Genomic DNA, 18,611 nt, shown 5'->3' with positions numbered 1-18,611 from the left:
ACCGGTAGATGTGCCAGTTGCGGCATACGACTTTCGTCGCATGGACGGCGCGCCTCAGAGCGCGCCGATGTCCTTCAGCTTGGCGAGCACCTGCTCGTTCGGCTCGCCGGTGACCGGCAGGCGATAGTGCTTTTCGAAATGGCGGATCGCCGTGCGGGTCTTCTCGCCGATCAGCCCGTCGACGGCGATATCCGTATAGGCGATGTTGCTGAGGCCCTTCTGAATCTTCATCACCAGTTCGCTCGGCACCGGCCGCGCGACGGCGGAGGTCACCGCCGGATCGGCCTCGGCCTGCAGGATGGCGGCCGCGACCGGGTCCTCCTCGACGGCCGCCTGTGTCCTGGCCGGCTTGCCCTCGATGACCTTGGCCACCTCGTCGAAGGGCCGCTCGGCCGGCGTCACGTCGGTGACCTCGGGCAGGGGCTCGCCCTCCTCCATGCGCTCGATGACGAAGGTCGTCACGTCATGCGGCTCGGGCTTCGTGGCGGTGAAGCCGAGGGAATTGTCGGCCGAGCGCATCTTCAGGAAGGGCGCCGGGTGGCCACCCGGCTGGTACCACAGCGCATTGGCGGCGACGAAGGAGAAGACCACGACGAAGGCGCAGGTGCCGCCGAGCGCGGTCGGATGGCGCGCGGCAAGGCGGCCGAGCGCCATCAGCCCGGCGATCACGATATTCGGCCGGCGCGGCTCCACGCGGGTGCCGGACCGGCCCTTGCGGGCCTGGCCCTGGGGCCGCCGCTCAGGCTGTCTTCTGACGTGCGCGTTCATCGTTCGTGTCCTTGCCATCCTGCGACGGCTCGTAAACGGTCTCGACCACGGCCGCAAGGCGCGGCGGGAATTCGACGGTGGATGCGGCGTTGGGCGCGCAGCCGGGCCGCAGCTCGCTGTCCGGCGCGACGCCGGAGCCGTCCGCCGGCACGCGCACGGTGATGACCGTGCCCTCGCCCGGCCGGCTCTGGATGACGAAGCTGCCGCCATGCAGCGCCACGAGCCCCTTGACCAGCGACAGGCCGAGGCCGGTGCCCTCGTATTTGCGGGTATATTCGTTCTGCACCTGCATGAAGGGCTGGCCGATCAGCGCCAGCTTGTCGGCGGGAATGCCGATGCCGGTGTCGCTGACGGTCAGGACGAGGTCCCGCCCCTCGCGCGCCGCATCGATGGTGACGATGCCGCCGCGGTCGGTGAACTTGATCGCATTGCCGACGAGGTTGATGAGCACCTGCTGGATCGCCCGCTGGTCGGCGATGGCCTCGCCAATGGCGCGCGGCACGCGGCTCGTCAGCTTGATGCCCTTCTCGCGCGCCTGGAGGCCGAGCATCTGCTCGCAGGCCCGGACGCTGTCGGCGACGGGGAACGGCTCGGTCAGGAGCTCGTAGCGGCCGGCCTCGATCTTCGAGACGTCGAGCATCGTGTTGACGACCGACAGGAGATGCGAGCCCGACTGGTGGATCAGCGTGACATATTCGCGCTGCCGGTCGTTCTCCAGCCTGCCGAAATATTCGCCGGCGAGGATGTCGGAAAAGCCGAGGATGGCGTTCAGCGGCGTGCGCAGCTCGTGGCTGACGGCGGCCAGGAACCGCGTCTTGGCGTCGTTGGCCGATTCGGCCTCGGCCGCCTTGCGCGCGCTCTCGCCGCGCAGCTTCGCCTCGTCGGACATGTCGCGCGACTGGGCGACCACGGCGGCAAGCGCGCCGTCCGGGCCGGCAAGCGCCGTCATCTCCACGCGCATATGGGTGAACTGCTCGGCATCGGCCTCGGTGCGCGGGCGGTCGATGCGGATCTCGACGGTCTCGCGCGTGCCGCCCTGGCGCAGGCGGTCGATCGCGGCAAGGAAGCCGAGCCGGTCGGACACATGGATCTGGTCGAGATAGCCGCGGCCGGCAGGATCGCGCATCCAGGCGAGCATGTCGGCGCGGTCGCGGCCATGCACGGCGGTGACGAAGCCGCGCGCATCGTGCAGCGTCACGAGGCCGGCGAAGAGATCGTAGGGCGAGGCGGCCGGCGGGGTTGCGGCGGCCAGCTCCTCGGCGAAGGTCTTCTGCGGCGCGGGCCTCGCCTCGAGGGTGGAGGAGGCCGCGGCCGCCAGCAGCGCGCCGGCGCCGGCAAGCGCCACGCCGGCCGGCAGCGCGGCGGAGGCGGGCATGACGGCGGAAAGGACGAGCGGCAGGCCGGGAACGGCCGCCAGCAGCGCCAGCGTGGTGGCGCGCAGGGACGCGGACGGGCGCTGATCGGCAGCGGACGCGCCAGCAACGCCAGCAACGGCGCCCAGGCGGGCTGCCATTCTGTCAGCGATGGTGGTCAATTGGCGCAACGCGATACCCTGCCATTTATCTTCTTTTGGTGCGCCCAAAATCGCATCGGCGACTTAAGGAAAGAATAAACGGCGGGGGCGGAAAGCGGGGCAAAAAGGCCCAAAAGTCCCATTTCGGGGCAATCCAACGGCCATTCGTCCGGCGTGGTTAACGGGGCGTAAGCGCCTCATTTTGCGGCATTTTTCTGTTCATATTAACTTCTGGGGCAAGGGGCCGGAAGAGACGCTCCCGGCATTCCGGCGCCTTGCCGCGGCGCGGCCCGCCACGATCCTTAACGGCGATCGCTAAAATCTGCCTCAAATGCGTTTAAAGTGCCGCCGGAGGGCCGATAGATCGCATTTTAATCAAAACTGGGCAAAACCCGAATGATTCCTGCAAAGGGGAATTTCCTTCCCGCCCCTATTCTCGCATCAACGGTTCGCCAAGGACCAAACGAGCCGAAGGCCGCAAAGAGCCGAGGCGACAACGAGGATGGCAAGCGATGTGGTTTCTGATCAAGGGAACGTTCTGGTTCTCACTGGTTCTCGTCCTGCTCCCCTTCCTGGACGCGGAATCCTCCGCCAAGCTGGAGAAGGGCCCCGCGGTCGAGATCGGCGACACGTTCACCGCCGCCAGTGAAGCGCTGCATTACGTCACCGCCATGTGCCTGGAAAAGCCCGACGTCTGCGAGAAGGGCGCGGAGACCTTCGTCGCCCTCGGCCACCGGGCCCGCGAAGGCGCCCGCATCGCCTATCAGTTCCTCGACACCCAGTTCGCCGAAGAGGGCACCGCCGTCGCCAAGGCCGATCCGGCCGCCAAGGAAGCCCTCGACCAGCCGCTTCCGGCCGTCGCCACGATCGATGCCGACGACGAGGTCATCACCGGCACCGTCGCCATCCCGACCCGCCGCCCCGACCACAAGGGTTGATACCGCCCCGATTTTCTGCCTGCCTCACTCGTTGCCCTGCAACCGCCGCATGGACCCGTTCCCTGCGGCGTTTCTTTTTGCCCGCACGCTTTGCGGTTCAAATTCCGGCCGGCCTCGCCTATATGAAGGCAGTCCCCGCACACGGAAGAACCATGGCCACGCTGCAAGAGATCATCGACGACTTCGCCTTCCTCGACGAGTGGGAGGACCGCTACCGCTACGTCATCGAGCTCGGCAAGGCGCTGCCGGACCTGCCGGAGGAACAGCGCACGGCCGCCAACAAGGTACAGGGCTGCGCCAGCCAGGTCTGGCTCGTCAGCAAGGCCGGTGCGGGCGCCGATCCGGTGATGACCTTCGAGGGCGATTCGGACGCGCATATCGTGCGCGGCCTCGTCGCCATCGTGCTCGCCATCTATTCCGGCAAGCGCGCCTCCGAGATCGCCGCCCTCGACGCCATCGACACCTTCAACGCCATCGGCCTCGTCGAGCACCTCTCCTCCCAGCGCGCCAACGGCCTGCGCTCGATGGTGCGCCGCATACGGGAAGAGGCGGCAGTGCGGGTGGCGGCGTAGGCGGCCGGAAGGCCTTTCCCCACAAGCGGCGAGACCATCGCCTATGGCGTTCGACGTTGCTCCATCCCCTTCTCCCCCGCGGGGAGAAGGTGGCCCGAAGGGTCGGATGAGGGGGTGGCTCGGACGGATCGTTTGCGCCTTCGCCATCCCCCTCATCCGCCTGCCGGCACCTTCTCCCCGCGGGGGAGAAGGGGATGGAGCAACGTCGAACGCCATAGGCGATGGTCTCGCCGCTTATGAAGGATAGATACCGGCAGGCGGAGAGGGTCATAGCCAATCGCGGCAACGCGCCCTTTCCCCCTCACCCCATCCATTCCGGCCGATAGCCCTCCGCGCCCCAGGCATGGGCCTGCCGGCCGGCCGGGACCGGCGGGGCATAGTGGCGGGCGAGCGCCATCAGGGCGGCGCGCAGCATCAGCTTGGCCGAGCGGGCGGGCCATTGCCGCTCGCGCTCCACCGTCTCCAGCCCCTTCATGAAGCAGCAGACATCGAGCGCGACGCCCGACAGTTCCGGCCCGATCGCCGTGATAGCCCGCGCCACGCGCAGGCGGGCGGCAAGCGCGGTGTCGGTAAGCTCGCGCACCGCGCCCGCCTCGCCCTTCTGGCGGCCGGCGATGCGCGGCTCCCAAGACATGGTCAAACGCGGCTGCAGGCCGCCGCGGGTGAAATCCGCATGCAGCCGCTCGCCGGCGGCAAGGGCGGTGTCCGGCAGGAAGGCCTCGCCCGTCTTCTCCTTCAGCCGGGTCAGGCTCGCCAGCGGCGATTCCAGCCGGTTGGCGAGCGCCCGCTCCCGCGCCCCGTCGCGCAGCACCGTCACCTCGGCGAGGTCCCGGTGCTGGTCGGCGAAGGGCGTCTCTGCCGTGCAGAGCCTGCGCTTCAGATAGGCCCGCGCCTCCGCCGTCGCAAAGAGCCGGTCGCCCTCGCGCCTGACAAGCCCGCGGCGCAGCGCCGCGGCGAGAAGCGCCGGGCCAAGCGGCTGCCGGCGCCCGTCGGCCGCAAGCGCCGCCTCCCCGGCCACCCTCGCCTCGCCGGCCGCCAGCAGGAGGCGCAGCACCTTCGCGAGCGCCGCATCGTTCGTCGTGTCCCCGCCCTCACCCATGGCTGCCGATCCCCGCCGGGCCGAAGACCGAGAGCACGACACGCTCGATCGCCGAGACGAAGGCGTCGAAGGCGGCATCGTCGCGGCGGTCCTCCACCACGTTGCAGGCATGGCCGACCGTCGTGCGGTCGCGCCCGAAGGCGGCGCCGATATCGGACTGCGACAGGCGCAGCACGACATGGCAGACATACATGGCGATCTGGCGCACATGGCAGGTGGTGCGCCGGCCGTCGCGCCGCCAGAGCGGCCGCTCGCCCGCCATCGCCGTCATTTCCAGCACCAGCTGGCGCACGATGCGGCAGGCGGTGCCGGCCGGCACGACCGGCACCGGCGGCGCTGCCCCACCCGGCACGGCCCCCTTGGTTTCCGGCGCCGGACCGGGGCAGGACGGGGTTTCGAGCGACGACCGCCGGTGGGGAACGATGAACTGGTGCATGACTGGCCACTCCGTTGATAGGAATTTATTCATACACCCTAGAGGATGAGTGGGGACGAATGAAGCGTATCGGCGCAACCTTTCCTTGAATTTCTTCATAAATTTATGATAAACATCCCCATATAGGTTTTTATTCCTCAATCCCTTGCTGATATGCGCCCGAACCGCCGGCACGCAAAAGGCCGGCCCCTTGCGGGACCGGCCTTCGAAATGCAAGCGGAATGCGGGTCTTACTTGCCCTTGCGGCGCTGGCCGAGGCCCATTTCCTTGGCGAGGCGCGAGCGGGCTTCCGCATAGGCGGGCGCGACCATCGGGTAGTCGGCCGGCAGGTCCCACTTCTCGCGGTATTCTTCCGGGGTCATGCCGTAATGGGTCATCAGGTGGCGCTTCAGCGACTTGAACTTCTGGCCGTCTTCCAGGCAGATGATGTAGTCGTTCTGCACGGATTTCTTCACCGGCACCGGCGGCTTCGGCTTTTCGGCGACAACGGGGGCCTCGATGGCGGCGGCAGGCTGCGTCGTGTTGTTGAGCGCGGCATGCACGTCGGCGATCAGGCCCGGCAGCTCCGCGACGGGAACGACGTGATTGCCTACATAGGCGGCGACGATATCGGCGGTCAATTCCACAAGCAGATTGGAGCCGGCGGCAGGGTTTGTTTCGGTCATTTCTTTCTCCTGTCGGACAACACGCAGGTCGATGGCCCTACCCATCGACCTGGACAATGAATTCGGCGTAAAGCGTCCTTGTCGGGTGATCCTGTGGCAGAATAATGCTCGCCCGTCGAAATGCAGACATTTTCGTCAATATAACTTCCACTATAGCGGCCGCCGTGTCATGCGCCAGCTCCTGCCGGCATATACCTCATGGGCATAGATACGGCTCGAACTCAACTTAAACAGGAAAACCGCATACAAGCCTATTCAACCCGGATGCTTTACTTCGTCTGAAATACCATTCCACAATTCATTGTCCAGTATTATTTTGTGGAGACAAAGCGGAAGCTTTCAATAGAAAAGGCAAGCCACTAAAAGTTAGTGGATACTACAATTTCTGAGGACTGGGCGTTCAACCCTTTATCAACGCTTCTTGTTGCCGCGTTCGCGCGCATCGCGCATCTCGTCAAGCACAGTATGGCGCGAGAGGCGATAGCCGGCCTCGTGGGCCGCCCTGGCGACGAGATGGGCGGCGATCGGTGCCGTCAGCACGAAGAAGACGAAGCCGGCGAGCGCCCGCGTGAAGATCGCCGCATCGAGCGAATGGAGGCCGGCGGCAAAGAGCATGAGGCCGGAGCCGACCGTGCCGGCCTTCGAGGCGGCGTGCATGCGGGTATAGACATCCGGCAGGCGCACGATGCCGAGGGCCGCCAGGAAGGTGAAGATGCCGCCGGCGACCAGCATGACGGCGACGACGACCGCGAGAACGAGATCCAGCATCAGCGCCGCCTCCTTGCCTTGGCCGTTTTGCCCTGCCGCACGCCCTTGCGGACGGGGCTTTCGCCGCCTGCCGCCGGTTCGTCCGCCTCCATGCCCTGGCGCAGCACGAAACGCGCGAAGGCGACGGTGGCGAGGAAGCCGACGAGGCCGAGCGCGATGGCGATGTCGATATAGAGGTTGAAGCCGGTCCTGATGGCGAGGACGGCGATGAAGCCGATGGCGATGGCCACCAGCATGTCGAGCGCGACGATGCGGTCCGGCAGCGTCGGCCCCTTGACGACCCGGTAGGCCGTCAGGAAGAAGGCCGCGCACATCAGGAAGAGCGCGATCGTGGCGGCGGCGGAGATGACGGTTTCGGCGCCCATCAGCGGAAAGCCTCCAGGATCTTCTTCTCAAAACCACCGGCGATGTCCCGCCGCGCGCCGACGGGATCGGAGCAGTCGAGCGCGTGCACGTAGAGCACCTTGCGGTCGGCGGAGACGTCGACGGAGAGCGTGCCCGGCGTCAGCGTGATGAGATTGGCGAGCAGCGTGATCTCGAAATCCCGGTCGACCGTCAGCGGAAAGGCGAAGATGCCGGGCTTCAGCGCCATTTTCGGGCTCGCCACCAGCACCGCCACCTTCCAGGCGGAGAGCGCCAGTTCCTTGATGAACAGCAGGAGGAGCGACAGCACCTTCAGCGGCCGGATACGCCTTCCGTCCGGCCGGATGTGATCGCGGATCAGCGCGAGCGACAGGGCACCCGCGACGATGCCGAGCAAGAGGTTGGGAATGGTGAAGCTGCCGGAGACGGCAAGCCAGGCGAGCGCGAACAGGGCGACGGTGAAGGCGGGCCGCATGTCAGTTGCCTCCCGGAAAGACGGAGCCGACATAGGCCCGCGGATCGGCCAGCCCCTGCGCGGCGAGCTGGATGGTCGAGAGCAGCCCATCCGGAAAGAGGCCGAAGACCACCGTCAGCACGGTGAGCACGGCAAGCGGCAGCAGCGCGCTTGCCGGAATGGCCTCTGCCGCAAGGGCACCGTCCGCCGGGCGCCAGTAGGCCAAGAGGAACACCCGGCCGACCGCGATGGTCGTCAGGAAGCCGCTGAGGAAGACCACTGCCGCCAGCCACCAGGCGCCGATATCCATGGCCGCCTTGGCCACCATGACCTTCGGCCAGAAGCCGGAGAACGGCGGCAGGCCGGAGACGGCGAAGAACAGCACCAGCGACAGCGCGGAAAACAGCGCCGAGCGCGTATAAAGTCCGCCAAGGCGGGAAAGATCGAACGTGCCGGAAAGCCGCCCGGCAAGCCCCGCCGCCATGTAGAGCCCCGTCATCACGACCATGGAATGCAGCGCATAGAAGATCGCCCCGCCGGTGCCGCCCGGGCTGCCGAGCGACAGGCCGGCCAGCATGATGCCGATGCCCGAGATGACGAGATAGCCGAGCAGCCGGCGGATGTCGTTCTGCCCGAGCGCGCCGAGCGCGCCGAGGAGCATGGTGGCCGCGCCCGTGAGCGCGATGACGAAGCTCAGTTCCTCCCGCTCGACCGGGAAGAGCATGATCAGCGTGCGCAGCAGCGCATAGATGCCGACCTTGGTGAGGAGGCCCGCGAACAGCGCGGACACCACGATGCGCGGCGTGTGGTAGGAGGCCGGCAGCCAGAAATTCACCGGGAAGGCCGCGGCCTTCATGCCGAAGGCGGTGAGGTAGAGCATGGCGAGCGTCATCAGCGGCAGCTCGGCGCGGCCCGCCGCCGCCTTCGTGGCGATGTCGGCCATGTTGAGCGTGCCGAAGATGCCGTAGAGATAGCCGGTCGTGATCAGGAACAGCGTCGTGGCGATGAGGTTCAGGAAGGCGTATTTGATCGCGCCGTCGATCTGCCGCGGCTCCGAGCCGAGCGTGATCAGGCCGAAGGACGAGATCAGCAGCACCTCGAACCAGACATAGAGGTTGAAGATATCGCCCGTCAGGAAGGCGCCGGAAACGCCGGCCATCAGCAGCAGCAGGAACGGATAGAAGCCGTAGCGCCGGCCGCTGCCGTCGATATCGGTGAGCGCGTGCACGGCGCCGGCAAGCGCCACGACAGCGCCCGCAAGGGCGAAGAGCACGCCCGTCAGGTCCGCCGTGAACGCGATGCCGAAGGGCGGCAGCCAGCGGCCCATGACCATCGTCACGGGGCCGTTTTCCGCAACATGGGCGAAGAGCAGCGCATCGAGCAGCACCAGCACGGCCAGCGCGGGAACCGCGAGGACGCCCTGCAGGTGCAGCGACTTGCGGGCCATCAGGAGCACCGCGCCGGCCAGGATGCACCAGGCGGGCGGCAGCACGACCAGCCAGTCGGCGGGGGCGACCGGGGTCATGACGAGGGCTGCGGTAAGATCGGTCGGCGTTGCGGCCATTGGCGGGTCGGTTCCTGTCAGTAGCCGGTCGGCGGAAGGGGGTCGTTCTCCGGCTCCGCCAGCCGCATCTCGTTGCCGTTGTCGGTGCCGAGATCCTGGTAGGCGCGGTAGACGAGCACCAGCAGGAAGGCGAAGAAGGAGAAGGAAATCACGATCGCCGTCAGGATGAGCGCCTGCGGCAGCGGATTGGCGGTGAGCGCCTGCGGCACGTCATGGCCGGCCGGGATGATCGGCGGCACCTCGCGCAGGATGCGGCCATTGGTGAAGATGAGGAGGTTCACCGCATTGCCGAGCAGCACGACGCCGAGCAGCACGCGCACCAGGAACTTCGACAGCATCAGATAGACGGCCGCGGAAAAGAACAGGCCGATGAGGAGGACGAAGGGTACTTCCATCAGGCGTCCTCCTCCGCTTCCAGCGCCAGGGCGATCGAGGTGATCGCGCCCACCACCACGAGATAGACGCCGGTATCGAACAGCATGACGCTGGAAAGCGGAATCTCGACGCCGAGGATGACCGGGTAGACCCAGAGCCCCGTCATGAAGGGCACGGCGAAAAAGATCGACATCAGGCCGGCGATCGCCGCGATGAAGAGCCCGAAGGCCGAGATCGCCATCGGATGGAACCACAGCGCCCTGCGCACGGCGGCAATGCCGTTGGCGATGCCGTAGATCGCGAAGGCCGAGACGGCGATCAGCCCGCCGATGAACCCGCCGCCCGGCTCGTTGTGGCCGCGCAGCAGCACGAAGAGCGAGAACAGCACCATGAGCGCGGTGAGGAACGGGGCGACGGTGCGGAAGATGAGCGTGTTCATGGGTGCCGGCCTTTCGCTGAGGCGTGCCGGCACGCCCTCCTCTGCCCTGCCGGGCATCTCCCCCTCAGGGGCTGGGCGATCGCACATGGAAGGAAACCGTTGCTCCATCCCCTTCTCCCCCGCGGGGAGAAGGTGCCGGCAGGCGGATGAGGGGGATGGCGAAGGCGCAAAGGCTCGATCCGAGCCACCCCCTCATCCGACCCTTCGGGCCACCTTCTCCCCACGGGGGAGAAGGGGAGAGCCGCACCGTCGAACGCCATATGCGATCGTCCCCTCAAGGGGGGAGATTGGATAGAGAGATGTTCCGCCCGTCTCCGACGTGGCTGACCGAGCACGGTGGCCGCCCCTTGCCGATCTCCCCCCTTGTGGGGGAGATGCCCGGCAGGGCAGAGGGGGGTAATGGCATTGCCCTGCCTCTGAGGACGGCGACCAAAGACCCAGCCCATCACGCCCTCCCCTTGCGGATGCGAATGATCGACAGAATCGCCAGGCCCGTCACCATGACGACGGCGATCTCGCCCAGCGTGTCCGTGCCGCGGAAATCGACGATGATGACGTTCACGACATTGGCGCCATGCGCGATCGTCTTGGAATAGAGGTTGAAGAAATCGGTAAGCGCCGTGTCGAAGCGGCCCTGCGTGACCTTCAGGAGGTAGAGCGAGAAGCCGAGGCCGCAGGCGATGGCGATGACCGCATCCGGGATCTTCTCGCGCAAGGGACGGTGGTCGCGCGGCGTCAGCTTCAGCCGCGTCATGACGAGGGCGAGGATGACGACCGACAGCGTCTCGATCATGAACTGCGTGAAGGCGAGGTCCGGCGCGCCGAACAGCAGGAAGAGCAATGCGACGCAGAAGCCCTGGATGCCGAGCGCGACGATGGCCGTCAGGCGGTTGCTCGCCGTCAGCACCGCGCCGATGCCGAGGACCGCGAGCGCCATGACCGCCAGCTCGTGGAACGGCATGTCGGCCGGCCAGACCGGCAGGCGCGGCCATTCGCCATAGACGGCGGGCGGCACGAGCAGCGCCAGCGCGATCACCGCGAAGGTCGCCGTCATGTAGATCTCCATGCGGCCGGGCTGGACGAGGCGGGTGATCGCCGCGGCGGCGCGCACGAGGCCCGTCATCACCTGGTCGAAGCCGCGGTCCGGTCCCCAGCCGATATCCTCGACCAGCCGGTTCGCCGCCGCGCGCGCCTTGTCGATGAAGAGGAAGACGGCGATGCCGAAGACAATGGTGACGACGGACAGCGCCAGCGCGAGGCCGAGATGCGGCATGGCCGAAATGGTGACCGTCTGCGGCATGCCGGCGATGGCGGAGGCGAGCGGCGACGTCAGCAGGGCATGGGTGACGGCGGAGAAGAGACCGATGACCAGCCCCTTGACGGCGAGCAGCACGGGGCCGATCCACAGGAGGGCCGGCCCCTCATGCGCATGTTTCGGCGTCTTAACCGGCGCGCCGAGGAACGGTTTCAGCGCCACCGCGAAGGCGACGGCGAACATCAGCCCGTTACCGACGACGGCCGCGGCGGTGAACGCGACGGCGCGCGGGCTGCCGCCGGCAAGCGCCGCATAGATCTCCTCCTTGGCGAGGAAGCCGAAGAAGGGCGGCAGGCCGGCCATCGAGAGCGCGGCAAAAAGCGCGGCAAGGAAGGTGACGGGCATCGCCCGCCTGAGCCCGCCGAGCCGGGTGATGTCGCGCGTGCCCGTCTCGTGGTCGATGAGGCCGGCGACCATGAAGAGCGCGCCCTTGAAGAGCGAGTGGGCGACGAGATAGAGCGCGGCGGCGGCCACCGCATGCTGCGAGCCGAAGCCGGTCAGCATCACGAGAAGGCCGAGCGAGGCGACCGTCGTATAGGCGAGCATCAGCTTCAGGTCGGTCTGGCGGATGGCGAGCACCGCGCCGACGATGAGCGTCAGCCCGCCGAAGGCCGGCAGGATCGTCTCCCAGGCGAGCGTGTCGCCCATGACGGGGTTGAGCCGCATCAGGAGGTAGACGCCGGCCTTCACCATGGTGGCCGAATGGAGATAGGCCGAGACGGGCGTCGGCGCCTCCATGGCGTTCGGCAGCCAGAAATGGAACGGGAACTGCGCCGACTTGGTGAAGGCGCCGCCGAGGATGAGGAAGAGCAGCGGCAGGTAGAACGGGCTTGCCCGCACCTCCGCGCCGAAGGACATCAGAAGCGACAGCTGCGTGACGTCGGTGACGTTCCACAGGAGCAGCAGGCCGGCCAGCAGGAAGAGCCCGCCGCCGCCGGTGACGACCAGCGCCTGCAGCGCGGCGCGACGCGAGGCTTCCCGCGCATGGTCGAAGCCGATCAGCAGGAAGGAGGTGATCGAGGTCAGCTCCCAGAACACGAAGAGCATCAGGAAGCTGTCTGAGGCGACGAGGCCGAGCATCGCACCCATGAACATCAGGATAAAGGAGAAGAACCGTCCCTGGTGCCGATGTTCCTTCAGGTAGCCGCCGGCATAGAGCACGATGAGCGTGCCGATGCCGGAGATCAGAAGCAGGAAGGCGAGCGACAGGCCATCGATCAGCCAGGAGAAGCTGACATTGTAGGACGGCACCCAGGCATAGCCGCCCGTGACGATCTCGCCGCGCGAGACCTCCGCATTGAAGCCGAGGAAGTGGAGGAAGATCGCGGCCGGCACCAGCGCCAGCGGCCAGGCGGCATGGTGACCGAGGAGCCGCGTGAGCGCCGGCGCGACCAGCGCGCCGAGAAACGGCAGACAGAAGGCAAGGAAGGTCAAGCCCATCGTGTCTGGTATCATCCCCTCTCCCTCATGCGCGGGCTTTGCCCGTCGTGCCGTGTTTTTTTCAGATCGCCGGTTCTACGTCGGTATGGCGGAAATCGCCACCCTTGAACAGCAAGGGCGCGTCGTTTTCACGCGCCAATGCATAGGAAAAACAATCACCATAGTTCAAATGTGCGGCATGACCCGTGCCCCGGCCGAAACGCCGGAAGGCCTCGAAGGCAAGCTCCGCCTGGGCTGCGGTGACCGGCGTGACCTGGATATCACCGCGCAGCAGAAAGGCATCCAGCGCGTTGACACCCGCGCCGCCATGGCGGGCAAACAGCACAATCTTCGTTTCGAGCAATGTCGCCGCGCTCATCACGCGGGTTGCGGCCCGCTCGATGGCCTCGTTGAACGCCCGCCGCTCCGGCTCGTCGGTCAAAATGGCGATCAGCGCAGACGTGTCCAGCACGATCATCGCGGCAGGCCGCTTTCATCATAACCGAGAATAGCCTCGGGCGTTCGCGCATCGAGCACGGGCAGGCCGGCGCAATCAAGCGCGATCCTGTCGAGCTGGTCGGCGAGGCGCACGGCCTTGAGATGGCGCACGCGCGCCAGACGCTCCTCGATGGAGACCTTTACCGCCCGCGTCAGGCTTTCGCCGGTCGCTTCGGCCAGCATGCGGGCAAGGGCATGGGCCTCCTCGTCCTTGATGTTCAAAGGCATGTTTTCCTCCTTTCCTTAAAAAAGGAGGATAGGAGGAACAGACGCAACTTTCAAGCGATCGGGCCAATTGTTTTGCCGCAATCGAAGTCCTATCTAATGCATCGACAGGAGGACGCGATGAGCGACACGAAGACGTTGAAGGTCAACAAGACGAAGGACGAGTGGCGGGAGATCCTGACGCCGGAGCAGTTCCGCATCACGCGCGAGCACGGCACGGAACGCGCCTTCTCCAGCCCCGATTTCGACCTTTCCAAGAAGGGCACCTATCGCTGCATCTGCTGCGACAGGCCGCTTTACCGGTCGGAGGCGAAGTTCAATTCCGGCACCGGCTGGCCGAGCTTCTACCAACCGATCGAGCCCGGCGCGGTGAGCGACCATTCCGATTATTCCTACGGCATGACGCGCACGGAGATCCGCTGTTCGGACTGCGACGCCCATCTCGGCCACGTCTTCCCGGACGGCCCGCCGCCGACGGGCTTGCGCTTCTGCATGAACGGCGTGGCGCTCCGCTTCGATCCGGATTGAGGCGCGCGGAAAGGCGGCCTCGGGCCGGCCTACCGCTTGGGAACCTTGAGTTCCATGCAGGTCAGGTCCAGCCAGCGGCCGAACTTGATGCCGACCTCGCTGAACCGGCCGACCACCCGGAAGCCGAGCTTTTCGTGCAGCTTGATCGAGGCGGCGTTCTCCGCCTCGATGCCGGCGATCATGACATGGATGCCGTTGAAGCCCGCCCGGTCGATCAGCGCCTTGAGAAGGCGCTTGCCCGTGCCGGTGCCGCGACAATCGCCGCGCACATAGACGGAATGCTCGACCGTGTGGCGATAGCCGTCGAAGGCCCGCCAGTCGCCATAGGAGGCATAGCCGATCACCTGCTTGCCGCGCATGGCGACGAGCACCGGGAAACCGCGCTCCCGGCGGGCGGAGAACCAGGCCTTGCGGTTGTCGAGGTCGACGATGGCCTCGTTCCAGATCGCCGTCGTGTTGGCGACGGCATCGTTGTAGATGTCCATGATGCCGGGAAGATCCGCCTCCACGGCGTCGCGTATCGTGATGTCCATGGTTCCCCCCGGTTCTGCCTCCTGCCATACAGGAGGAGCGGGAAAGCTGTCCAGCCTGCATTCCGGCGCCGCGCCGCAAACTTGACGCGCGAAGGGTGCTGCAACAGTTTAAAAGCGCTGCGCAATTCCTTGAAACGGAATCGCTTCGGGAACTCCGGCAGTGGTTGCCGGGTGAAGAAACGCCCACCTTTGTCCGTTCCCCAGGGGACGCCATCAACGAGTAGCCGATCGTGCAACGCTTTCTCCTTCTTCTTTTCCTCGCCCTTCCCGGTGCCGCCTTCGCGCAGGGCTGGGAGCCCTATGTCAATGCCCGCTTCGGCTTTGCGGTGGAGATCCCGCCCGGTTTCACGCTCGTGCAGGAAGCCGATAATGGCGACGGGCGGACCTATGCGAAGGGCGAAGCGAAGCTCTCCATCTGGGCGAACCACCTGGCGACCGGGCCGTTCGGGGAAGAGGTCGCCGACCGGCGGACCACATATCTGCAGGAGGGCTGGGACCTCAGCTATGACCGGCAGACGACGGGCTGGGCGAGCCTTTCCGGCACGCTCGTCGATTCCATCCTCTACCACCGGATCATCGCGCTGTGCGACGACGCCGCAGCCTCCTTCGTGCTGGAATACCCGCAGTCGATGAAGGCGGAGATCTCGCCGTTCGTCGGGAGACTGGTGAAATCGCTGCGGCCGGCCGAGGGCTGCACGAGCGCGCAGGGCGCCGCCCCGCCGGCGCAATAGAGCAAGTCCAGCACAGGGCCTTGCGTCCGCAATCGCAGCGAGAAAGGCCGTCAGACGCCCGAGACGACGCTGGTCAGCACCGCCGAATAATGCACGGCGGCCGCGGCGACGACGAAGGCGTGCCAGATGGCGTTCTGGAAGCGCAGCTTCTCCCAGACATGGAAGATGACGCCGACCGAATAGAGCACGCCGCCGGCGACGATCAGCGTCAGCGTGGCCGTGGAAAGATGCGTCGTCAGCGGCCCGGCGGCGAGCACCCCGCTCCAGCCCATGGCGAGATAGATGAGGATCGCCAGCCGGTCGTAACGGCCGGGAAAGAGGAATTTCAGCGCGATACCCGCCGCCGCCATCAGCCAGATGCCGACAAGCATGCCGGCCAGCAGCGGATCGTCGATGCCGCGCTGCAGGAAGGGCGTGTAGGTGGCGGCGATCAGCACGAAGATCGCCGCATGGTCGAAGCGGCGCAGGTGCCACTTGACCTTCGAGACCGGCCAGAGATTGTAGGCGAAGGAGGTGGCGAGCGCGACGACGAGCCCGATACCGTAGACCCAGGCAGCCGCCAGCTGCCCGCTCGTCGCCCAGACGGTGGCATAGAAGATCAGCGCCGTCACGCCGATCAGCGCGAGGACCACGCCGACGCCATGCACGATGCCGTCGGCGATCACCTCGACCCGGTCATAGCTCCACTTGACGCCCTTGATCTCCACCACTGCCGGCCCTGCCTTGTCTGTCGGGCCATGGTGGCGCGTTTGGAGGCAGGGGGCAAGGGTGTGCGCGGATCACAAAAGTTTGCCGTGTGAGATGAACCCTCGGGTCGAGCCCGAGGATGCCTCATTGCTGCGCGATGCATTCCTCGCAGAGCGCGGCATGGGGCACGGCGGCAAGGCGGGCCTCGGAGATCGGCGCGCCGCACTTGGCGCAGAGCCCGAACGTGCCGGCGGCAATGCGGTCGAGCGCGGCGTCGATGGCGCCCAGCTCCTTGAGGCCGGTCGTGCCGAATTCCTCCAGCACCTCGTCATTCTCCCGCTCGATGGCGCGGTCGGCGCTGTCGCCGCTCTTCAGCGTGTCGAGATCCTTCTCGATCTTGTTGAGGCGGCGGTAGAGCTCGCGCTTGCGGGTCTCCAGAATGTCCTTGTACTGCGCCAGGTCCGTCACGATACCGGTCTCCCTTCGTTTCCGATCATGCGCCGAAAATGGCATCGTACCTGAAAAACGACATTGATCGGAATCAAGTTCCCGTACCCGGATCGTCAACACCACATTGACGGTAAATCGCCGAAACACCACCTTTCGTGAACGCCGCCGCTCCGCCATATTCCCTTCCGACAGAACGGTTTCCAGGGGAAACCGAGACAGGGATCAAACCATGACGGACCTCGACAGACGGACATTCCTCGGCGCCGCCGCCGCGGGCATCGCCGCCACCAGGGCCGGCCCCAGCCGCGCGGAGACCGCCCCGATGAACGATACGACCACCACGACCAGCCACGCCGTCGAGATGCCGGCCTTCGTCGACCATTCGCACCTGACGGTGATCGACCTGCCGATGCTCTCGGCCTTCTACCAGCAGGTCATGGGCCTTTCGGTGCTCGAGAAGTCGGCGTCGGGCGAAACGCTCGGCGTTGCCGGCCGGCCGCTTCTGACGCTGACGACGGGCAGCAACGCCGCCCGCGCGCCGCGCAACGCGCCGGGCCTGTTCCATACCGCCTTCCTCGTGCCGAACCGCAGGGAACTCGGCCGCTGGCTCGCCCATGCCGCGCACAACAACGTGCCGCTCACCGGCGCCTCCGACCATCTCGTCAGCGAGGCGATCTATCTCGACGACCCGGAAGGCAACGGCATCGAGGTCTATCGCGACCGCGACCGTTCCGAATGGACCTATGTGCCGGACGGCACGGTGAAGATGGCGACGCACCGGCTCGACCTGCAGGCGCTCTACGACGAGGCGCCGAAGGACGGCTGGACCGGCCAGGAAAACGGCACCGCCATCGGCCACATCCACCTGCAGGTCTCCGACATCCCGGAGGCGGACGCCTTCTTCCGCGACGTGCTCGGCCTCGACATCATGGCGACCTATCCGGGCGCCAGCTTCTTCGCGACCGGGAAATATCACCACCATGTCGCCGCCAATGTGTGGAACTCGCGCGGCCAGCCGAAGCGCCGGCCCGGCATGACCGGCCTTGCCGACTACACGATCCGCTTCAACGAACCGGCCAGGCTGGAAACGGCACTGAACAAGCTGGACGCATTGGCGATCCCGACGACGCGCAGCGGCGACACCGTCTCGCTCGTCGATCCCTGGGGCATCGGCCTCAGGCTCTCGGCCTGAAGGCCTGGCCAAGAAACGGTGAAGGGTTGGGACACCCCCTCTGCGCTGCCGCTTTCCCCTTCTCCCCCGCGGGGAGAAGGTGGCCCGAAGGGCCGGATGAGGGGGCTTGCACACCGTCTGACGTCTTCGCCACCCCCTCATCCCGCTGCCGCGACCTTCTCCCCGCGGGGGAGAAGGGGCAAGACGCGTCGCCTCATTCCATATGCAATTCGCCTGCCCACAAGGAGGAGACCTTGCTCAAACTCCCCGGCGCTAAGAACGATGAAACGGTGTTCCATCCAGTCCCCCCTAGGTCCAATCGCCTATGGAAGGAAACCGTTGCCCCATCCCCTTCTCCCCCGCGGGGAGAAGGTGCCGGCAGGCGGATGAGGGGGAGGTCGAAGGCGTAAAGGATTTGTCCGAGCCACCCCCTCATCCGGCCCTTCGGGCCACCTTATTCCCGCGGGGGAGAAGGGAAGGACGGCAACGTCGAACTCTATAGGCAATTCTCCCGCCCTCAACGGGGAGATGCCCGGCAGGGCAAAGGGGAAATCCTCACCCCACAGGATCGGCTCCGCGACCACCTTCCCGGCCGAACCCACCCTCAATCGTAGAGATAATGCGCCGCCCAGTCCTCGTGCGGCACCACGTCGCCGATGCGGTACTTGAAGGCGTTGACCTCCAGGCGGTCGGCGCTCGCCTCGCATTTGTAGGAAAGGCGATACCATTCGCCGCCGCTGCGGAAGACGGCGCCCTTCGTCTTGATCGTCGTGCCGTCGAGCTTGGGATCGCCGAAGGCATAGGCGATCACCTTGTCCGGGCGGAAGCCGCCCTTGGCGTCGCTGATCTGGTCCATCGCCTCGATGTCGCAGCGCTGTTCCAGCCGCTCTTCCGGCGTCAGCTTCTGAAGCTGGCTGCGCACGCGCGCATCGAGCGCCAGCGCGGGCGATGAACAGAGCGGCGCGAGCGCCAGGGTGCAAAGGGCGATGAAAAGCCCGCCTGCCTGCCGTTTCAACTGTCGGCCTCCTCTTCGTGGTGTCATTTCCGACACCTTAATTCGGGGTTAACGGGCAATATGTCGATTTCGCGACGCTGGCAAC

The 18,611-nt window shown here is 66.3% G+C and carries 23 protein-coding genes; 5 read left to right on the top strand and 18 right to left on the bottom strand.

All coding sequences use genetic code 11. The features are described from left to right. Positions 1-54: 54 nt before the first annotated feature. Together AABF56_RS02985 and AABF56_RS02980 are read right to left on the bottom strand one after the other, a co-directional pair. A complete protein-coding gene (locus AABF56_RS02985) occupies positions 55-768 on the bottom strand; it encodes a peptidoglycan-binding domain-containing protein (protein ID WP_272804869.1) in 714 nt (237 codons plus the stop codon). Next, positions 740-2,281: a sensor histidine kinase gene (locus tag AABF56_RS02980; protein WP_272804868.1), complete on the bottom strand. Its 1,542-nt coding sequence runs from the start codon at positions 2,279-2,281 to the stop codon at positions 740-742. The genes AABF56_RS02985 and AABF56_RS02980 overlap by 29 nt, the downstream gene beginning before the upstream one ends. A gap of 512 nt (positions 2,282-2,793) precedes the next feature. Here AABF56_RS02980 and AABF56_RS02975 point away from each other — a divergent pair. Both AABF56_RS02975 and AABF56_RS02970 read left to right on the top strand, forming a co-directional pair. Continuing rightward, positions 2,794-3,219, top strand: coding sequence for a DUF5330 domain-containing protein (locus tag AABF56_RS02975; RefSeq protein ID WP_272804867.1), 426 nt, complete (start codon positions 2,794-2,796; stop codon positions 3,217-3,219). A gap of 152 nt (positions 3,220-3,371) precedes the next feature. Continuing rightward, positions 3,372-3,791: a SufE family protein gene (locus AABF56_RS02970; protein WP_244769939.1), complete on the top strand. Its 420-nt coding sequence runs from the start codon at positions 3,372-3,374 to the stop codon at positions 3,789-3,791. 301 nt (positions 3,792-4,092) lie between these two features. Here the strand turns inward: AABF56_RS02970 and AABF56_RS02965 are convergent, their stop codons facing one another. The 12 genes from AABF56_RS02965 to AABF56_RS02910 form a co-directional block, all read right to left on the bottom strand. Then, positions 4,093-4,890 (bottom strand): DUF6456 domain-containing protein, encoded by a 798-nt coding sequence (locus AABF56_RS02965; protein ID WP_272804866.1) that lies wholly within the window; start codon positions 4,888-4,890, stop codon positions 4,093-4,095. Then, on the bottom strand, positions 4,883-5,326 hold the full coding sequence (locus AABF56_RS02960) for a helix-turn-helix domain-containing protein (protein WP_244769937.1): 444 nt from the start codon (positions 5,324-5,326) through the stop codon (positions 4,883-4,885). The genes AABF56_RS02965 and AABF56_RS02960 overlap by 8 nt, the downstream gene beginning before the upstream one ends. Before the next feature lie 230 nt (positions 5,327-5,556). Then, on the bottom strand, positions 5,557-5,991 hold the full coding sequence (locus tag AABF56_RS02955; RefSeq protein ID WP_272804865.1) for a MucR family transcriptional regulator: 435 nt from the start codon (positions 5,989-5,991) through the stop codon (positions 5,557-5,559). A 411-nt stretch (positions 5,992-6,402) separates the two neighbouring features. Next, positions 6,403-6,759 carry a monovalent cation/H(+) antiporter subunit G gene (gene mnhG, locus AABF56_RS02950; RefSeq protein WP_272804864.1) on the bottom strand — a complete coding sequence of 119 codons (357 nt, stop codon included), beginning with the start codon at positions 6,757-6,759 and terminating at the stop codon, positions 6,403-6,405. Then, entirely contained in the window at positions 6,759-7,124 is a 366-nt protein-coding gene (locus AABF56_RS02945) for a cation:proton antiporter (RefSeq protein WP_272804863.1), read from the bottom strand. The genes mnhG and AABF56_RS02945 overlap by 1 nt, the downstream gene beginning before the upstream one ends. After that, on the bottom strand, positions 7,124-7,597 hold the full coding sequence (locus AABF56_RS02940; RefSeq protein ID WP_244769933.1) for a Na+/H+ antiporter subunit E: 474 nt from the start codon (positions 7,595-7,597) through the stop codon (positions 7,124-7,126). The genes AABF56_RS02945 and AABF56_RS02940 overlap by 1 nt, the downstream gene beginning before the upstream one ends. A gap of 1 nt (position 7,598) precedes the next feature. Continuing rightward, entirely contained in the window at positions 7,599-9,140 is a 1,542-nt protein-coding gene (locus AABF56_RS02935; protein ID WP_272804862.1) for a Na+/H+ antiporter subunit D, read from the bottom strand. A 17-nt stretch (positions 9,141-9,157) separates the two neighbouring features. Further along, positions 9,158-9,535 (bottom strand): Na+/H+ antiporter subunit C, encoded by a 378-nt coding sequence (locus tag AABF56_RS02930; protein WP_133033142.1) that lies wholly within the window; start codon positions 9,533-9,535, stop codon positions 9,158-9,160. Then, positions 9,535-9,954, bottom strand: coding sequence for a Na(+)/H(+) antiporter subunit B (locus AABF56_RS02925; RefSeq protein WP_272804861.1), 420 nt, complete (start codon positions 9,952-9,954; stop codon positions 9,535-9,537). The genes AABF56_RS02930 and AABF56_RS02925 overlap by 1 nt, the downstream gene beginning before the upstream one ends. 445 nt (positions 9,955-10,399) lie before the next feature. Next, positions 10,400-12,724: a putative monovalent cation/H+ antiporter subunit A gene (locus AABF56_RS02920; protein ID WP_272804860.1), complete on the bottom strand. Its 2,325-nt coding sequence runs from the start codon at positions 12,722-12,724 to the stop codon at positions 10,400-10,402. A 46-nt stretch (positions 12,725-12,770) separates the two neighbouring features. Then, positions 12,771-13,166 (bottom strand): type II toxin-antitoxin system VapC family toxin, encoded by a 396-nt coding sequence (locus tag AABF56_RS02915; RefSeq protein ID WP_272804859.1) that lies wholly within the window; start codon positions 13,164-13,166, stop codon positions 12,771-12,773. Then, a complete protein-coding gene (locus AABF56_RS02910) occupies positions 13,163-13,414 on the bottom strand; it encodes a type II toxin-antitoxin system VapB family antitoxin (protein WP_272804858.1) in 252 nt (83 codons plus the stop codon). Before AABF56_RS02910 ends, AABF56_RS02915 begins: the two co-directional genes overlap by 4 nt. 117 nt (positions 13,415-13,531) lie before the next feature. On the opposite strand from AABF56_RS02910, the gene msrB reads away from it, so the two are divergent. After that, a complete protein-coding gene (gene msrB / locus AABF56_RS02905; RefSeq protein ID WP_244769926.1) occupies positions 13,532-13,939 on the top strand; it encodes a peptide-methionine (R)-S-oxide reductase MsrB in 408 nt (135 codons plus the stop codon). Between the two features lie 29 nt (positions 13,940-13,968). Here the strand turns inward: msrB and AABF56_RS02900 are convergent, their stop codons facing one another. Beyond that, entirely contained in the window at positions 13,969-14,472 is a 504-nt protein-coding gene (locus AABF56_RS02900) for a GNAT family N-acetyltransferase (RefSeq protein WP_244769925.1), read from the bottom strand. A 230-nt stretch (positions 14,473-14,702) separates the two neighbouring features. On the opposite strand from AABF56_RS02900, the gene AABF56_RS02895 reads away from it, so the two are divergent. Beyond that, a complete protein-coding gene (locus tag AABF56_RS02895) occupies positions 14,703-15,203 on the top strand; it encodes a hypothetical protein (protein WP_272804857.1) in 501 nt (166 codons plus the stop codon). 50 nt (positions 15,204-15,253) lie between these two features. Here the strand turns inward: AABF56_RS02895 and trhA are convergent, their stop codons facing one another. Together trhA and AABF56_RS02885 are read right to left on the bottom strand one after the other, a co-directional pair. Further along, on the bottom strand, positions 15,254-15,913 hold the full coding sequence (trhA, locus tag AABF56_RS02890; RefSeq protein ID WP_272804856.1) for a PAQR family membrane homeostasis protein TrhA: 660 nt from the start codon (positions 15,911-15,913) through the stop codon (positions 15,254-15,256). Between the two features lie 121 nt (positions 15,914-16,034). Next, a complete protein-coding gene (locus tag AABF56_RS02885; RefSeq protein WP_064329474.1) occupies positions 16,035-16,358 on the bottom strand; it encodes a TraR/DksA family transcriptional regulator in 324 nt (107 codons plus the stop codon). 304 nt (positions 16,359-16,662) lie between these two features. On the opposite strand from AABF56_RS02885, the gene AABF56_RS02880 reads away from it, so the two are divergent. Further along, positions 16,663-17,532, top strand: coding sequence for a VOC family protein (locus AABF56_RS02880; protein ID WP_272807425.1), 870 nt, complete (start codon positions 16,663-16,665; stop codon positions 17,530-17,532). A gap of 583 nt (positions 17,533-18,115) precedes the next feature. On the opposite strand, the gene AABF56_RS02875 is transcribed toward AABF56_RS02880, so the two are convergent. After that, positions 18,116-18,526: a DUF930 domain-containing protein gene (locus AABF56_RS02875; protein WP_432347237.1), complete on the bottom strand. Its 411-nt coding sequence runs from the start codon at positions 18,524-18,526 to the stop codon at positions 18,116-18,118. Between the last annotated feature and the right edge of the window lie 85 nt (positions 18,527-18,611).

Source organism: Shinella sp. WSC3-e (genome assembly GCF_945994535.1).
In the GTDB taxonomy this organism is placed as follows: domain Bacteria; phylum Pseudomonadota; class Alphaproteobacteria; order Rhizobiales; family Rhizobiaceae; genus Shinella; species Shinella yambaruensis.
This window is presented reverse-complemented; position numbering and strand designations above follow the sequence as displayed.

What these genes read in the sequence shown, in the direction of transcription:
- AABF56_RS02970 (WP_244769939.1), top strand. Translation starts at nt 3,372, where the DNA reads ATGGCCACGCTGCAAGAGATCATCGACGACTTCGCCTTCCTCGACGAG.
- AABF56_RS02900 (WP_244769925.1), bottom strand. Translation starts at nt 14,472, where the DNA reads ATGGACATCACGATACGCGACGCCGTGGAGGCGGATCTTCCCGGCATC.
- AABF56_RS02965 (WP_272804866.1), bottom strand. Translation starts at nt 4,890, where the DNA reads ATGGGTGAGGGCGGGGACACGACGAACGATGCGGCGCTCGCGAAGGTG.
- AABF56_RS02930 (WP_133033142.1), bottom strand. Translation starts at nt 9,535, where the DNA reads ATGGAAGTACCCTTCGTCCTCCTCATCGGCCTGTTCTTTTCCGCGGCC.
- AABF56_RS02975 (WP_272804867.1), top strand. Translation starts at nt 2,794, where the DNA reads ATGTGGTTTCTGATCAAGGGAACGTTCTGGTTCTCACTGGTTCTCGTC.
- AABF56_RS02920 (WP_272804860.1), bottom strand. Translation starts at nt 12,724, where the DNA reads ATGATACCAGACACGATGGGCTTGACCTTCCTTGCCTTCTGTCTGCCG.
- AABF56_RS02940 (WP_244769933.1), bottom strand. Translation starts at nt 7,597, where the DNA reads ATGCGGCCCGCCTTCACCGTCGCCCTGTTCGCGCTCGCCTGGCTTGCC.
- AABF56_RS02985 (WP_272804869.1), bottom strand. Translation starts at nt 768, where the DNA reads ATGAACGCGCACGTCAGAAGACAGCCTGAGCGGCGGCCCCAGGGCCAG.
- msrB (WP_244769926.1), top strand. Translation starts at nt 13,532, where the DNA reads ATGAGCGACACGAAGACGTTGAAGGTCAACAAGACGAAGGACGAGTGG.
- AABF56_RS02955 (WP_272804865.1), bottom strand. Translation starts at nt 5,991, where the DNA reads ATGACCGAAACAAACCCTGCCGCCGGCTCCAATCTGCTTGTGGAATTG.
- AABF56_RS02925 (WP_272804861.1), bottom strand. Translation starts at nt 9,954, where the DNA reads ATGAACACGCTCATCTTCCGCACCGTCGCCCCGTTCCTCACCGCGCTC.
- AABF56_RS02980 (WP_272804868.1), bottom strand. Translation starts at nt 2,281, where the DNA reads ATGGCAGCCCGCCTGGGCGCCGTTGCTGGCGTTGCTGGCGCGTCCGCT.
- AABF56_RS02960 (WP_244769937.1), bottom strand. Translation starts at nt 5,326, where the DNA reads ATGCACCAGTTCATCGTTCCCCACCGGCGGTCGTCGCTCGAAACCCCG.
- AABF56_RS02935 (WP_272804862.1), bottom strand. Translation starts at nt 9,140, where the DNA reads ATGGCCGCAACGCCGACCGATCTTACCGCAGCCCTCGTCATGACCCCG.
- AABF56_RS02945 (WP_272804863.1), bottom strand. Translation starts at nt 7,124, where the DNA reads ATGGGCGCCGAAACCGTCATCTCCGCCGCCGCCACGATCGCGCTCTTC.
- AABF56_RS02880 (WP_272807425.1), top strand. Translation starts at nt 16,663, where the DNA reads ATGAACGATACGACCACCACGACCAGCCACGCCGTCGAGATGCCGGCC.
- AABF56_RS02915 (WP_272804859.1), bottom strand. Translation starts at nt 13,166, where the DNA reads ATGATCGTGCTGGACACGTCTGCGCTGATCGCCATTTTGACCGACGAG.
- AABF56_RS02910 (WP_272804858.1), bottom strand. Translation starts at nt 13,414, where the DNA reads ATGCCTTTGAACATCAAGGACGAGGAGGCCCATGCCCTTGCCCGCATG.
- mnhG (WP_272804864.1), bottom strand. Translation starts at nt 6,759, where the DNA reads ATGCTGGATCTCGTTCTCGCGGTCGTCGTCGCCGTCATGCTGGTCGCC.